The sequence below is a fragment of the Staphylococcus sp. IVB6240 genome, assembly GCF_025558425.1.
In the GTDB taxonomy this organism is placed as follows: domain Bacteria; phylum Bacillota; class Bacilli; order Staphylococcales; family Staphylococcaceae; genus Staphylococcus.
In genome coordinates, this window is the sequence record NZ_CP094718.1 from 1,074,389 (window position 1) to 1,089,686 (window position 15,298).

General features: G+C 36.4%; 13 protein-coding genes and 1 other RNA gene. All 14 read left to right on the forward strand.

What is annotated here, in order from left to right:
• Positions 1-131: 131 nt before the first annotated feature.
• The 14 genes from recJ to MUA88_RS05295 all read left to right on the forward strand — a co-directional run bounded on the left by recJ (position 132) and on the right by MUA88_RS05295 (position 15,286).
• Positions 132-2,417 (forward strand): single-stranded-DNA-specific exonuclease RecJ, encoded by a 2,286-nt coding sequence (gene recJ, locus MUA88_RS05230; RefSeq protein WP_262605053.1) that lies wholly within the window; start codon positions 132-134, stop codon positions 2,415-2,417.
• A 10-nt stretch (positions 2,418-2,427) separates the two neighbouring features.
• Entirely contained in the window at positions 2,428-2,946 is a 519-nt protein-coding gene (locus MUA88_RS05235; RefSeq protein WP_262605920.1) for an adenine phosphoribosyltransferase, read from the forward strand.
• A 303-nt stretch (positions 2,947-3,249) separates the two neighbouring features.
• On the forward strand, positions 3,250-5,439 hold the full coding sequence (locus MUA88_RS05240) for a RelA/SpoT family protein (RefSeq protein WP_262605055.1): 2,190 nt from the start codon (positions 3,250-3,252) through the stop codon (positions 5,437-5,439).
• Positions 5,440-5,451: 12 nt separating this feature from the next.
• Positions 5,452-5,904 (forward strand): D-aminoacyl-tRNA deacylase, encoded by a 453-nt coding sequence (gene dtd, locus MUA88_RS05245; RefSeq protein ID WP_262605056.1) that lies wholly within the window; start codon positions 5,452-5,454, stop codon positions 5,902-5,904.
• The gene (locus tag MUA88_RS05250; protein ID WP_262605057.1) at positions 5,901-6,776 is read left to right on the forward strand and encodes an N-acetylmuramoyl-L-alanine amidase family protein; all 876 of its coding nucleotides are present in this window, start codon (positions 5,901-5,903) and stop codon (positions 6,774-6,776) included. Before dtd ends, MUA88_RS05250 begins: the two co-directional genes overlap by 4 nt.
• A gap of 394 nt (positions 6,777-7,170) precedes the next feature.
• The gene (gene hisS, locus MUA88_RS05255; protein ID WP_262605058.1) at positions 7,171-8,439 is read left to right on the forward strand and encodes a histidine--tRNA ligase; all 1,269 of its coding nucleotides are present in this window, start codon (positions 7,171-7,173) and stop codon (positions 8,437-8,439) included.
• Between the two features lie 3 nt (positions 8,440-8,442).
• The gene (gene aspS, locus MUA88_RS05260; RefSeq protein WP_262605059.1) at positions 8,443-10,209 is read left to right on the forward strand and encodes an aspartate--tRNA ligase; all 1,767 of its coding nucleotides are present in this window, start codon (positions 8,443-8,445) and stop codon (positions 10,207-10,209) included.
• Between the two features lie 86 nt (positions 10,210-10,295).
• A non-coding RNA gene (gene ssrS, locus MUA88_RS05265) (6S RNA) lies at positions 10,296-10,488 on the forward strand.
• Positions 10,489-10,563: 75 nt separating this feature from the next.
• The gene (locus tag MUA88_RS05270; protein WP_262605060.1) at positions 10,564-10,947 is read left to right on the forward strand and encodes a winged helix-turn-helix transcriptional regulator; all 384 of its coding nucleotides are present in this window, start codon (positions 10,564-10,566) and stop codon (positions 10,945-10,947) included.
• Positions 10,948-11,046: 99 nt separating this feature from the next.
• The gene (locus MUA88_RS05275) at positions 11,047-11,769 is read left to right on the forward strand and encodes an NADPH-dependent F420 reductase (RefSeq protein WP_262605061.1); all 723 of its coding nucleotides are present in this window, start codon (positions 11,047-11,049) and stop codon (positions 11,767-11,769) included.
• A 255-nt stretch (positions 11,770-12,024) separates the two neighbouring features.
• Positions 12,025-12,687, forward strand: coding sequence for an SDR family oxidoreductase (locus tag MUA88_RS05280; protein ID WP_262605921.1), 663 nt, complete (start codon positions 12,025-12,027; stop codon positions 12,685-12,687).
• Positions 12,688-12,944: 257 nt separating this feature from the next.
• The gene (locus tag MUA88_RS05285; RefSeq protein ID WP_262605063.1) at positions 12,945-13,517 is read left to right on the forward strand and encodes a TetR/AcrR family transcriptional regulator; all 573 of its coding nucleotides are present in this window, start codon (positions 12,945-12,947) and stop codon (positions 13,515-13,517) included.
• Between the two features lie 62 nt (positions 13,518-13,579).
• A complete protein-coding gene (gene trxB, locus MUA88_RS05290; RefSeq protein WP_262605064.1) occupies positions 13,580-14,557 on the forward strand; it encodes a thioredoxin-disulfide reductase in 978 nt (325 codons plus the stop codon).
• A gap of 69 nt (positions 14,558-14,626) precedes the next feature.
• Positions 14,627-15,286, forward strand: coding sequence for a carboxymuconolactone decarboxylase family protein (locus tag MUA88_RS05295; RefSeq protein WP_262605065.1), 660 nt, complete (start codon positions 14,627-14,629; stop codon positions 15,284-15,286).
• Positions 15,287-15,298: the final 12 nt, after the last annotated feature.

Here is a 15,298-nt window from a genome sequence, read left to right on the forward strand (position 1 = left end):
TCTGTCACTGCTGTTCACATTATCGGGGTGGGACGACAAAGCTTATATAATAAATAGGCTTTCAGTCCCACTCTCTTTTTATTTGTGCTATTTTCAGATATAATACGGTGTGTGAAAAGAGGTATGTAATCATGATAAAATCGAAATTTCAATGGTGTCATAATGAACAACATCAAGAAATAGATCGGACATTGATTCAAAAATTTAATATCACGCCTATCATGCAACAGATTCTAGAAGGAAAGGGTATCGTCACAGAATCAGAACTGGCGGCATTACTAGAAGACAAGATGGTGATTCACGATGCACTTCAACTGAGCGATATGCAACGTGCGGTTGATCGTATTCGTCAAGCAATCGCTAATGAAGAGGCGATACTTGTATATGGTGACTACGATGCAGATGGTGTGACGTCCACGACGATTATGGTGGATACACTTCGTAAACTAGGTGCAATGGTTGGCTGGTACATTCCGAATCGCTTTACAGAAGGATATGGGCCGAGTGAAGCGGCCTTTCAAAATGCTGTAGATGAAGGTGTTTCTTTAATTATTACTGTTGACAATGGAATTCAAGGTCATCATGAAATTGAATTGGTACAACAACAAGGTGTGGATGTGATTGTGACAGATCACCATGAAATCGGACCAACCATGCCAAATGCATATGCGATTGTTCATCCTATGCACCCCGAGGCGGACTATCCTTGTTCCTACTTATGTGGTGCAGGTGTCGCGTTAAAGGTCGCATCAGCACTTCTCAGTGATACACTACCAGATGCTTATTGGGGACTTGCAGCTATTGGAACAGTGGCAGACCTAGTGTCACTTACTGATGAAAACAGAACGATTGTTAAAAAAGGATTAAAAGTATTAAATGAATCGACACCATCATCTATCAAGGCCTTATTAGAGCAGACTAAATATGATGACACGATTACAGAAGAAACGATTGGTTTTTTAATTGGACCACGATTAAATGCTGTAGGCCGATTGGATGATGCAAGTTTAGCAGCAGAATTATTAATGGCAGATGAATATGAGGAAGCATTATTTTTAGCGGAACAGGTGGAACACTTTAACCAAGAGCGTAAAGAAATTGTGAATACAATTGCAGAAGAAGCACTGCAAATGGCTGAATCCTATGTTAAGCGTGGTGATCGTTTCCTTGTCCTTGCACAATCAGGTTGGCATGAAGGGGTGCTCGGTATTGTTGCGTCACGTATTGTAGAAACGCATCACTTACCAACAATGGTACTCAATATTGATGAAGCACAAGGACACACAAAAGGTTCAGCCAGAAGTATTGAACAAGTGTCCATGTTTGATGCATTAAGCATGCAAGGTGAATATATTACCAAATTTGGTGGCCATCATATGGCTGCAGGTCTAACTATGCAAATCGAACATGTTGATACGTTGCGTGAAGCACTTGATCATTGGATGAAACAAAACTTTGAAGAAGGATCCTTACAACCGACGAAACAGGTCGATGCTGTATTAAAAATTGAAGATGTGACTGTTGACAATATTCAAGCCATTCACCGTTTAAGGCCATTTGGTATGAGCTTCCAAAAACCAGTAGTACAATTATCAGGCCTGCAAATACAACAACCTAAAGCGATAGGACAACAACAAAACCATCTAAAAGTCACGTTCAAAGACACAACGTTGCAGGCACTTTTTTGGAGTCATGGACAGCTTGCATCTGAATTAATGGAAGGCCAATCGGTCGATATGATTGGTGAATTACAAATCAATGAGTGGAATGGCAATCGCTCTGCACAATTTATATTAGCGGATATAGGAAGTAATGAACGTCAAATATTAGACTATCGGAGTAAAAATAAAAAGTTACCGGACTTTGACAATCAATCAGATGTTTGTCAGTTAATTCATCCAAATAGAGACAAAGAAACGGAACATCAATTTTATTATGGAGAAATCATTCCAGAACAATATGAGAAGTGTGTATTTAGAGATTTACCTTTAACGATGGAAGATATAGAAACATCTGTAGAACAATTAAAGGTTTCTCAAATCTATCTCGTATTTGAACATGCGAAGTCAATCTATTTTGAAGGCATTCCTCAGTTATCAGTGTTCAAACAATGTTATAAAGCCCTGTTGCAAAAAGGCCATATCAACCTTGCGAAAGATGGGATGGCATTGTGTCAGTTTTTAAACATTAAACCGGATATTTTAAAATTTATCCTGAAAGTTTTTCTGGACTTAGGTCTCATTACACAAAAAGATGGTATAATTGAAGCTGTGCAACAAACAGATAAACGACCGATTGAATCAAGTCGTGTTTATCAAGCACGATTACAACGTTTAGAAGTTGAAAAACAATTATTATATGATGAATTTAGTGCGATTAAAACATGGATAGAAACAACACTGACACGCACGCATTAGGAGGATATCGATGGATTTAAAACAATACGTTTCTGAGGTACAAGATTGGCCTCAAAAAGGCGTGAGCTTTAAAGATATAACAACGATTATGGACAATGGAGAAGCATACGGCTATGCAACAGATCAAATTGTGAAGTATGCAAAAGAAAAAAATGTAGATATCGTTGTAGGACCTGAAGCAAGAGGATTTATTATCGGTTGCCCAGTTGCCTATGCAATGGGTATTGGATTTGCACCCGTTCGTAAAGAAGGAAAGTTACCTAGAGAAGTTATTCGATATGAATATGATTTAGAGTACGGTAGCAATGTTCTAACAATGCATGCAGATGCAATTAAACCTGGACAACGCGTTCTGATTACAGATGACTTATTAGCAACAGGTGGTACGATTGAAGCGGCGATTAACCTTGTTGAACAACAAGGTGGTATCGTAGCAGGTATCGCATTCATCATTGAACTTGCGTATTTAAACGGTATGGAAAAAATTAAAGGCTACGACGTGATGAGCCTTATCTCATATGATGAATAGAAGAAAGATGGAGCGGCTATAATGGCTGTTCCATTTTTTTGGTTAAATTGAGAAAATAAAACGCATTATCAGGCAAGCTTTATTAAAAATATAAGTACCCTATATTAATATTATGTTAACCTATAAAAGTTGTTTAAAATTGAAGTACCTTTTTTGTTTATCAAATCAAAACAATAATATAGTGCAAACGTTATTAAGGATTGTGTCTGAAATCAATGATGAAAAAGATGCGTTAGATAGTTCAATTATTGGTGGCCTTGTAGTATGATAGAATTAATATTTAATTTTGTTGGGGGTGTCCTTTTGAATAACGAATATCCATACAGTGCTGATGAAGTTCTTTATAAAGCAAAAACTTATTTAAGTGAAGAGCAATATGCATTTGTACTTAAGAGCTACCATTTAGCATATGAGGCACACGAGGGGCAATTCCGTAAAAATGGTTTGCCATATATTATGCATCCAATTCAAGTAGCAGGTATCTTAACTGAGATGCGTCTCGATGGACCGACAATTGTGGCGGGTTTTCTACACGATGTCATTGAAGATACACCCTATACTTTTAACGACGTTGCAGAGATGTTCAATGTTGAAATCGCGACAATTGTAGATGGTGTGACTAAGTTAAAAAAAGTAAAATATCGCTCAAAAGAAGAGCAACAAGCTGAAAATCATCGTAAACTATTTATTGCCATTGCAAAAGATGTGCGTGTCATATTAGTAAAACTTGCGGACAGACTACATAATATGCGTACTTTGCGTGCGATGCCACGTGAAAAACAAATCCGTATTTCAAAAGAAACGCTTGAAATCTATGCACCACTCGCACATCGCTTAGGGATTAATACGATTAAGTGGGAACTTGAAGATATTGCATTGCGTTATATTGATAATGTTCAGTACTTTAGAATCGTTAACTTAATGAAGAAAAAACGTGGTGAACGTGAAGCATATATTGAAAATGCCATTCATAACATTAGAAAAGAAATGGATATTATGAGCATTGATGGTGAAATCAACGGACGACCGAAACATATTTATAGTATCTACCGTAAAATGGTTAAGCAGAAAAAACAATTCGATCAAATTTTTGATTTATTAGCAGTCCGTGTAATTGTTCATTCTATTAAGGATTGTTATGCCGTTCTTGGACTTGTTCATACATTATGGAAACCGATGCCAGGACGATTTAAAGATTATATTGCCATGCCGAAACAAAATATGTATCAATCACTGCATACTACTGTTGTAGGTCCAAATGGTGATCCACTCGAAATTCAGATTCGTACATTTGAAATGCATGAAATTGCTGAACACGGTGTGGCAGCGCATTGGGCTTATAAAGAAGGTAAGCAAGTAACACAAGACAGTGAGACTTATCAACAAAAACTCAACTGGCTCAAAGATATTGCTGAAACAGATCATACGTCTTCTGATGCTCAGGAGTTTATCGAATCAATGAAATTTGATCTTCAAAGTGATAAAGTTTATGCATTTACGCCAGCAAGTGATGTTATAGAATTACCTTATGGTGCAGTACCTATTGACTTTGCTTATGCGATTCATAGTGAAGTTGGGAATAAAATGATTGGTGCAAAAGTAAATGGTAAAATAGTACCTATTGATTATGTACTTCAAACGGGTGATATTGTCGAAATTCGTACAAGTAAGCATTCCTATGGTCCGAGTCGTGATTGGTTGAAGATCGTACGTTCATCAAGTGCAAAAAGTAAAATTAAAAGTTTCTTTAAAAAGCAAGATCGTTCATCGAATATTGAAAAAGGAAAATTCATGGTAGAAGCCGAATTGAAAGAACAAGGCTTTAAAGTTGAAGAAGTCCTGACAGATGCCAATATTAAAATAGTGAATGAGAAATATAACTTTGCGAATGAATCGGATTTATATGCTGCTGTAGGTTTTGGTGGCGTGACATCTCAACAAATCGTTAATAAGTTGACAGAACGTATTCGTATTGAGAATAAGCAGCGTGCTTTAAACCAAGCACAAGAAGTCACGAAGTCAGTGCCAATTAAAGACCATATTACGACAGATTCTGGTGTCTATGTTGAAGGTTTGGATAACGTATTAATTAAACTTTCAAAATGTTGTAATCCAATTCCAGGAGATAAAATCCTTGGCTATATTACAAAAGGTCATGGTATTAAGGTGCATCGTACTGATTGTCCAAACATTCAAAATGAAGATGAGCGTCTCATTGATGTTGAATGGGTAAAATCAAAAAATGCAGCACAGAAATATCAAGTGGATCTTGAAGTGACAGCATATGACCGCAACGGATTGCTTAATGAAGTGCTTCAAGCTGTAAATAGTACATCCAGTCATCTGACAAAAGTGTCTGGTAAATCCGATATAGATAAAAATGCCGTCATTAATTTAAGTATCATGGTTAAAAATGTTCATGAAGTTTATAAAGTTGCTGATAAAATTAAGCAACTTGGAGATATTTATACTGTGACTCGAGTTTGGAATTAGGAGTGTCTAAATATGAAAATTGTCGTTCAACGTGTAAAGTCTGCTGCAGTAACTAATGCCGCAATTCATCGCGAAATTTCAAAAGGTTTCTGTTTATTAGTAGGCGTAGGTAATGGAGATACAGAGGCAGATGTAGAAGTACTTGCTAAAAAAATCGCTAATTCAAGAATTTTTGAAGATGAAGCAGGAAAGTTAAACTTAAATATTCAACAAATTGAAGGGGAGATTCTATCTATTTCACAATTCACTTTATATGCTGATGTGAAAAAGGGGAATCGACCTGGATTTACAAATGCTATGGCACCAGATGAAGCCAATGCACTTTATGAAAAGTTTAATGATGCATTACGCAGTTATCACCTAAATGTAGAAACAGGTGACTTCGGAACAGATATGTTAATAGATATCCAAAATGATGGACCTGTTACGATTATTTATGAAAGTGAAAATGGCAAGGTTCTATGAGGAAACTGGATCAATGGCTGAGACAGAAACGTTTAAATCCTAAGCGTGTTTATCTTGCTGTCATCTCATTGTTATTCGTCATAATACTTGCTACTGCAATGACAATAACGTCTAATAATCATGATGAGCAAGTACATCTTATTGAAGATGCAGAAGTACGCACAGGCCCAAATGCAGGATATCCTGTTATTTATGATGTTGAAGAGGGAGATAAGTTCAAGGTCATTTCACGGTCTGGCAAGTGGTTAGAAGTAACCTCTACAAAAAATCATCAAAAAGGTTGGATTGCCGGTTGGCATACGAATCTTGATATTAAAGAAGATGTCAATCCAGATTTAAAACCATTAAAAGGCAAAGTAATTGTCCTAGATCCAGGGCACGGTGGTAAAGATAATGGCGCATCAAGCAAAACGTCAAGTGTTACACACGAGAAAGAAATCACTTTAAAAACTGGTCTAGAATTGAAAAAAATGTTAGAAAAAGAAGGCGCACAGGTGATTATGACGCGTAAAGATGATACATATGTAAGCCTTGAAGATCGTAAAGCGAAGGGTGATGCATTTATTAGTATTCATAATGATGCACTTGCTTCTGAAAATGCTAATGGTGCTACAGTTTATTATTGTTATAAAAAGCAAGCGCCTTTAGCTAAAACATTAAATGCTAGTATCCAGAAAAAAGTATTATTATCTGATCGTGGTGCCAGACAAGAGAACTATCAGGTATTACGACAAACGAAAAAACCAGCCGTATTATTGGAATTAGGTTATGTCAGCAATCCCACTGATGAAATACTAATGAATGATCAAAATCATCGCTATATTGTGGAGACAGCCATTGTAGATGGCTTGAAAAATTATTTCCTTTATTAATAACTTGAAAATATGTCATAAACCAGTTATGATGGTATACGAATTTTATAATAATCACCGTATGTATTCTTGATGGTGTATGAACAAATGTGGTGTAAACCAAAGAGAGTTTATCCTAGGCTGAAAGATAAACCATTGACGCATGCTTTCCGAACACAAGAAGAGGTACTTTATGAGAATAAAGTCGTGTTGCACACGTTATCAGCTATAGAGTGGAGATGTGATGGAATATTCACATCTTAATTAGGGTGGCAACACGGCAAATGAACGTCCCTTATATGTGTGAGCATATAAGGGACGTTTTGTATTTTTATTAGCATGGAAAATTTACAAAGCAATAAACACATAATCGTTTTGTAGTAAAATCAGCAATAACGTAAGGAGATGTATATCAATGATCAATATTCCTCGTGGTACACAGGATATTTTACCGGAATCATCAGCAAAGTGGCGTTATATTGAATCAAAATTACATGACTTAATGTCTCGATACAATTATGAAGAAATTCGTACACCTATTTTTGAAAGCACAGAACTTTTTGCGAGAGGTGTCGGCGACTCAACAGATGTCGTTCAAAAAGAAATGTACACATTCAAAGACAAAGGTGATCGTAGTTTAACACTGCGCCCTGAAGGTACAGCGGCTGTTGTACGTAGTTATATCGAAAATAAAATGCAAGGATTACCAAACCAACCAGTTAAACTTTACTATAATGGTCCAATGTTCCGTTATGAACGTAAACAAAAAGGACGTTATCGTCAATTTAATCAATTTGGTGTAGAGGCGATTGGTGCTGAAGACCCAAGTATCGATGCAGAGGTACTTGCGTTAGTGATGCACATTTACCAATCATTCGGTTTGAATAACTTGAAGTTAGTCATTAACAGTATTGGAGATGCAGAATCTCGTGTTGAATATCAACAAGCATTACGAGATCATTTCAAGCCTGTTATTCATAATTACTGTGCAGATTGTCAAAAACGTATCGACACAAACCCAATGCGTATTTTGGACTGTAAAGTAGATAGAAATCAGCCAGAAATGAAAACAGCACCATCTATTACAGATTATTTAAATGACACATCTAAAACTTATTTTGAGTCAGTCAAAGCACATTTAGATCGACTCGGTATTCCATATGAAGTAGATCCAAACCTTGTTCGTGGTTTAGATTATTACACACATACAGCATTTGAATTAATGATGGACAGTGAAGATTACGATGGTGCCATTACGACATTATGTGGCGGCGGTCGATATAATGGTTTATTAGAACTTTTAGATGGACCAAAACAAACAGGTATCGGATTTGCATTAAGTATCGAAAGACTATTACTAGCACTTGAAGCAGAAGGTATTGAATTGCCAGTTGAAAATCACCTAGATTTATTTATTGCGACAATGGGTGAAGCTGCGGATGATTATGCTGTGAAATTGTTAAATGATTTACGTCATGCAGGTGTTAAAGTAGATAAAGATTACTTGTCACGTAAATTAAAAGGGCAAATGAAACAAGCCGATCGTCTGCAAGCGAAATACACGATTGTTATCGGTGATCAGGAATTAGAACAACAGCAAGTTGCTGTAAAAAATATGGAAACAGGTCAATCAGAGACGTTAAAATTTGAAGAAATTGCAAGTTATATTATTAAAGGAGCTTAAAAAATGACACAAAGAACAACTTATTGTGGATTAGTTACAGAAGAATTATTAGGACAAGAAATTACATTAAAAGGATGGGTACACAATCGACGTGACCTTGGTGGATTAATTTTCGTTGACGTACGTGATAGAGAAGGTTATGTACAAGTTGTCTTTAACCCAGACTTTTCAGCAGAAGCACTTGAAGTAGCTGAACGCGTTCGTTCTGAATATGTGGTTGAAGTAACAGGAACAGTAACAAAACGTGATGAAGAAACGGTTAACCCTAAAATCAAAACAGGACAAGTAGAAGTCCAAGCGAAAACATTAAAAATCATCAATAAATCAGAAACACCACCATTCGCATTAAACGAAGAAAACTTAACAGTCGATGAAAATATCCGCTTAAAATATCGTTACTTAGACTTACGACGCGAAAAATTTGCTGAAACATTTAAAATGCGTCATCAAACAACACAAGCGATTCGTCGTTATTTAGATCAAGCAGGTTTCTATGACATCGAAACACCTGTTTTAACAAAATCAACACCAGAAGGCGCACGTGACTACCTTGTACCTTCACGTGTACATGATGGTGAATTCTATGCCTTACCACAATCACCACAATTATTTAAGCAATTATTAATGATCAGTGGTTTTGACAAATACTACCAAATCGCAAAATGTTTCCGTGATGAAGACTTACGTGCAGACCGTCAACCTGAATTTACACAAGTCGACATCGAAATGAGTTTTGCCGAGCAAGAAGACGTGATGGCACTAGGTGAAGCCATGCTTAAAGAAGTTGTTTCAGAAGTAAAAGGCATCACTTTAACAGAAGCATTCCCACGCATGACTTACGCTGAAGCAATGGAACGTTACGGTAGTGACAAGCCAGATACGCGTTTCGGTATGGAATTAATCGATGTATCTGAACTAGGTCATACGATGGACTTCAAAGTATTTAAAGGTGCTGTTGAAGGTGGCGGCCAAGTAAAAGCAATCGTTGTAGAAGATGGTGCAAAAGACTACACACGTAAAGACATCGATGGTTTAACAGAGTTCGTTAATATCTATGGTGCGAAAGGATTAGCATGGGTTAAAGTTGTAGAAGAAGGCTTAAACGGTCCAATTGCTCGTTTCTTTGAAGAGGCACATGTGGCACAATTACAAGAATTAACAGGTGCTAAAGCAGGAGACCTTGTTTTATTCGTAGCAGATTCGAAAGATGTTGTCGCACAAAGTTTAGGTGCATTACGTGTGAAACTTGGTAAAGAACTTGGTTTAGTTGATCCAGAAGCAATGAACTTCTTATGGGTAACAGACTGGCCATTATTAGAATATGACGATGAAGCACATCGTTATGTAGCAGCACACCACCCATTCACATCACCAAAACCAGAAGATGTTGAGAAGTTAGAAACAGCACCTGAAACAGCGCAAGCACAAGCTTATGACATCGTTTTAAATGGTTATGAACTAGGTGGCGGATCAATCCGTATTCATGACGGAGAATTACAAGAAAAAATGTTCAAGGCGCTTGGATTTACTGAAGAAGCAGCACAAGAACAATTTGGTTTCTTATTAGACGCCTTCAAATTTGGTGCACCGCCACATGGTGGTATCGCATTAGGTTTAGACCGTCTTGTGATGTTATTAGCAGGTAGAACAAACTTACGTGATACGATTGCATTCCCTAAAACAGCATCAGCAACAGACTTATTAACAGATGCACCAGGTACGGTTTCAGAGCGTCAATTAGACGAATTGTCATTACGTATTAAACATTAATTATAGATTGATACACATCAATTTGAAGGACATGATTCAATTTACTTGCTAAAAATGGATGATGTGTTAATATAAGTATATAAGATAGTCGTCTGGGATGTTCGTAAGTTCGCTTTTTATATTTTGACCTAACACTCTTTGATCAGGGAGTCTAATTGGTTTTCTTGCAGCGCATACGCCTCAATGGAGGACGTGCTAAACAAGAAACAGGACACCCACCTGTATATAGCAGGCCAAAATGATCAAGCACTCATAAACTACGGCATTCATGGATTCTATCGGTACGCAAGGCATTATGTCTTGCGTATTTTTTTATGGATTTTACTCATCAATTCCGGTAACAGGAGGGATAACATGACAAAAATTTGTAAAGACGGATTTACAGAATGTCCGTTAAATAAACATAGAGATATTTATAATATTACGTACACACAAAATATTTTATCTGGGCGTTACAAGAATATCATTGTCTGGATTCTTAAGGATGAAAATAAAAGATATACGGATATAAAATCCTTTTTACATGGCATTTCACAAGGATCACTTACAAAACAATTAAGAGAATTAGAAGAAGATGGCATTATTCATCGTGAAGTTTTCCCAGAAGTTCCACCTAAAGTGGTGTATAGTCTGACTGAAAAAGGAAAAGCATTGACTAAAATTATTGAAATGATGGATCATTTTGGTCAAGCGTATGGAACACCTTCAGAAGAAACCCAAGCAGCATTTGAACATTAAAGGTACTAAAAATAGTACTAAGACAATAAAAATTGCCTTATTTTAAAATATTACATCTTGATATACTATGAGATTATATAAGTTTAAGGAGATGTTTTTATGAAATTTGGTATTATTGGTGCCGGTCCGATAGGCGCTACATTGTCACATAAATTACACGATGCAGGACATGCAGTGAAAGTTGCAGATGTCCGTTCAACTGACTTTTTGAAAGATAAGGACATCAGTGGTCAAGCAGTACCAGTAGAGGAAGTTGTGAAAGATATTGATGTATTAATTCTCTCTTTACCATTGTTCGTAATTGAAAATTTAAAACCAATTATCGATAAAGTAGAGAAACATGTCATTGTTGTAGACACATCAAACTATTATCCATTCCGTGATCCGCAAGTGAAAGAAATTGAAGAGGGGATGCCTGAAAGTGTCTGGGTTTCTAAACAAATTGGTAGAGATGTCGTGAAAGCATTTAACAATCAATTAGCATATACACTTGCAGAACGTGGTAAAGCTGAAAATGAGCCTGGTCGAATTGGAATGGCTGTATCTGGTAATGATGCGGAACAAAAAGCAACAGTGATGGGAATTATCAATGAAGTGGGCTTTGATCCGGTAGATAATGGTTCATTAGAAAATTCTTGGCGACATCACCCAGGAACACCTGCCTATTGTACTGAACTAAGTGAAAATGACTTGAGAGATGCTTTAGAAAGAGCAGACAAAGAGGCAGCGCCAAAACAAAGAGATGAGGTAGGAAAGCATTTTAAACCAGGTATGACACATGATGATGTTGTTCAATTAAACAGAAAATTATATAAAGCTTAGCATTCAAAGAGGTTGTGAAAAAAGTGTTTGGGATTTTAGTAGAACCGAACGATGCGCAAAATTGCTTTTCAAATTTTGCTGAAATCGTGGGAGTTCTGCTGAAAATCCTGCTTTTGGAACACCGTTAATCAAATTCCCAGCATATAAATTTATAATGTCTCACTTGTTTTTTATATAATTCAATTTTGAGCAAATCATATGAAATTCAATTCCGAATGTATTAGTATGGATTTATCATTAATTGGAGGGATTCATATGAGTAACGTATTTGTATTAGGCGCAAATGGTGGCGTTGGACGTTATTTAGTACAACAATTAAAAGCACAAAATATTGATTTTACAGCAGGTGTTCGAAAAGAAGAACAAAAAAAGGCACTTGAAGCAGAAGGGATTCAAGCAACATTGATTGATGTTGAGGCAGATAATGTTGAAACATTGGCATCAAAATTTGATGGCTATGATCAAGTGGTCTTCTCTGTAGTTTCAGGTGGACATACTGGCGCTGACAAAACAATTGCTGTTGATTTAGATGGTGCAGTGAAAGCAATTCATGCAAGTGAGGCAGCAAAAGTAGACTATTTCGTCATGGTATCTACTTGGGATTCACGCCGAGAAGCAATTGAAGAAGGTGGCAGCTTGCAACCTTATGTAATTGCAAAACATTATGCTGATGATTATTTACGTCGTAGCGCATTAAAAGCAACAATTGTACACCCTGGTATTTTGGCGGATGACCCAGGAACAGGTAAAATTGAAGTTGCATCACAATTTGAAAACCCTGATGATATTCATATTCCACGTGAAGATGTTGCAAGCGTACTTTATGAAGTGTTAACACAAAGTGACATTCAAGGAAAAGAATTCCAAATTATCGGTGGTAATCAAGATATTCACGAAGCGATTGCGACACATAAATAAGAGAATTGCGTTTAAGCTAACAGGGGCAAATCATCCCGTGTTAGCTTTTATATTTAAGGGTTAAAACATTAGTATTGACATTTGAAATATTTTAATTTAATATACTGATTGTACCGACTGGTAGGTATTTAGTTGAATATCATATTCATATAAGACTTTAATATTGACTAATAAAAGTCTTTAAGTTAAAATCATTTTGTACCAACCGGTAGGTTTCGGAAAGTTACATTATTTTGTTTTGAAGGAGGTTAAATGTAATGTCGAAGAATCAAGAGATATTAACAGTGGCACGTAACGTCATTCATTCGAAAGGTTACAATGCTACGTCTATTAGCGATATATTAAATGCCGCTGATATTGGAAAAGGTCAGTTCTACTATTACTTTTCTTCAAAGCGAGATATGGGATTAGCTGTCATCGATGATATTGTTGAAGAATGGACAGAACAACTTTTAAGAAATCGACTTCAAACAAGTGAAAATCCTAAAGAGAATTTAAATGCGATGTTGGATTGGTCATTAAAATACCATGAAGATATGGCGTCAAAAGCAGGATGTCCTGTGGGGAACTTAGCACTTGAAATGAGTGAACACGATGAAGTTTTTAGAGAAAAAATAGAAGCCTTCATTGATAAATGGATACAGTCCATTAAAGAAAACTTAGATGCTTTATCTGAGCAAGAACATATAAAAAGCTTTGATACTGAAAAACAAGCACAGTCTATTTTTTCAACAATTGAAGGTGCCATTATGTTGAAGAAAGTAAAACAAGATACACAATATTTGAAAAATGCTATTGATACAATTAAATGGCAATACCAATTAACGTGATGAGTATATCACGTAATTGTTTGCCTTAATTGTACCGACTGGTAGGTAAAATCTAATTTCAAATGATAAATAGGAGGCTTGATAAAATGACAGAGCAAGTAAGATATGATGTAGCAATTTTAGGAGCAGGACCAGCAGGAATGACTGCAGCTGTTTATGCTTCACGTGCCAATTTGAATACAGTCATGATTGAACGAGGCATGCCAGGTGGACAAATGGTGAATACAGAAGAAGTTGAAAATTTCCCTGGGTTTGAAATGATTTCAGGACCAGACCTTTCCAATAAAATGTTCGACCATGCGAAAAAGTTTGGTGCAGATTATCAATATGGAGATATTCGCGGTATTGAAGACAAAGGCGACTACAAAGTGATTGACTTGGGATCTAGCAAAGTTGAAGCTAAGGCTGTTATTATCGCGACAGGTGCTGTGCATAAGAAAATGGGTGTTCCAGGTGAAGAAGCACTTGGTGGACGTGGTGTAAGCTATTGTGCTGTATGTGATGGCGCGTTCTTTAAAAATAGACATGTTTATGTGATTGGTGGTGGTGATTCTGCAATTGAGGAAGGCACATATTTAACAAAATTTGCAGATAAAGTAACTATTGTGCATCGTCGTGATGAATTACGTGCACAAAAAATCCTTCAAGACCGTGCATTTAAAAATGAAAAAATCGACTTCATTTGGAATCATACTTTAAAATCTGTTAATGCAATTGATGGTAAAGTTGGCTCATTAACACTTGTTTCAACAGTTGACATATCAGAACAGACTGTAGATGCTGATGGCTTGTTCATTTATATCGGAACAAAACCTAACACAGAAGCTTTTGTAGACTTAGGTATCACAAATGAAACGGGCTATATTGTTGCCAACGATGATATGAGTACAAATATTAAAGGGATATTTGTTGCTGGTGATGTACGTGAAAAAGGTCTTCGTCAAATTGTCACAGCTACAGGTGACGGTAGTATTGCAGCACAAAGTGCCATCTCATATATCGAAGCATTAAATGATCAAAAAGAGCATGTAACGGTTTAAAAAGTAAAATTAATATATAATTTGTACCAACTGGTCAGTTTATAAATAAAAATTAAAGGAGTTTTGACAATGTTACAAAATGATAGTTTATATAAGAGATCTGATTTTAGAAGATTAGCTGAGATGAGCAAACTTTCATCTGAATCATACAGAAAGTTTACAGAATTTGATAAACAGGCATTATCAGAAGGGAAACTCAGCGAAAAATTGAAGGAAGCGATTGCCGTTGCTGTGGCGCATACAACAGGTTGTCCACACTGTATTGATCATCATGTCAAAGCGTTTAAAAAATTAGGTGGTACTAAAGAAGAAATGGCAGAGGTCATCATCGTAGCAACAGCATTAAAAGCAGGTTCAGCGATGGCACATAGTGTTAATGCGCTCAATGCATATGATGAAATAGAAGATGATGAACTGTATAGAGCATCATATTTCAATAGACTAAAAGAAATGGGTCAATTAGATGGTGAACGTTTTAATGCATTTGCGCAATTTGATCAACAAGCAATGAAAGCAGGATTATTTACTGCAAAAGAAAAAGAATTGATGGCAATTGCAGTCGCACATACAACAGGTTGTCCTTATTGCATTGATATTCATACAAAAGCAGCGAAAAAAGCACAAGCAACGAAAGAAGAAGTCGCTGAAGCAATCATTGTTGCAACAGCATTAAAAGCAGGTTCAGCATTATCACATAGCGTCAATGCTTTAAATGCATATGATCACTAGTATAACAAAAGT

What these genes read in the sequence shown, in the direction of transcription:
- recJ (WP_262605053.1), top strand. Translation starts at nt 132, where the DNA reads ATGATAAAATCGAAATTTCAATGGTGTCATAATGAACAACATCAAGAA.
- MUA88_RS05235 (WP_262605920.1), top strand. Translation starts at nt 2,428, where the DNA reads ATGGATTTAAAACAATACGTTTCTGAGGTACAAGATTGGCCTCAAAAA.
- dtd (WP_262605056.1), top strand. Translation starts at nt 5,452, where the DNA reads ATGAAAATTGTCGTTCAACGTGTAAAGTCTGCTGCAGTAACTAATGCC.
- MUA88_RS05250 (WP_262605057.1), top strand. Translation starts at nt 5,901, where the DNA reads ATGAGGAAACTGGATCAATGGCTGAGACAGAAACGTTTAAATCCTAAG.
- hisS (WP_262605058.1), top strand. Translation starts at nt 7,171, where the DNA reads ATGATCAATATTCCTCGTGGTACACAGGATATTTTACCGGAATCATCA.
- aspS (WP_262605059.1), top strand. Translation starts at nt 8,443, where the DNA reads ATGACACAAAGAACAACTTATTGTGGATTAGTTACAGAAGAATTATTA.
- MUA88_RS05270 (WP_262605060.1), top strand. Translation starts at nt 10,564, where the DNA reads ATGACAAAAATTTGTAAAGACGGATTTACAGAATGTCCGTTAAATAAA.
- MUA88_RS05275 (WP_262605061.1), top strand. Translation starts at nt 11,047, where the DNA reads ATGAAATTTGGTATTATTGGTGCCGGTCCGATAGGCGCTACATTGTCA.
- MUA88_RS05280 (WP_262605921.1), top strand. Translation starts at nt 12,025, where the DNA reads ATGAGTAACGTATTTGTATTAGGCGCAAATGGTGGCGTTGGACGTTAT.
- MUA88_RS05285 (WP_262605063.1), top strand. Translation starts at nt 12,945, where the DNA reads ATGTCGAAGAATCAAGAGATATTAACAGTGGCACGTAACGTCATTCAT.
- trxB (WP_262605064.1), top strand. Translation starts at nt 13,580, where the DNA reads ATGATAAATAGGAGGCTTGATAAAATGACAGAGCAAGTAAGATATGAT.
- MUA88_RS05295 (WP_262605065.1), top strand. Translation starts at nt 14,627, where the DNA reads ATGTTACAAAATGATAGTTTATATAAGAGATCTGATTTTAGAAGATTA.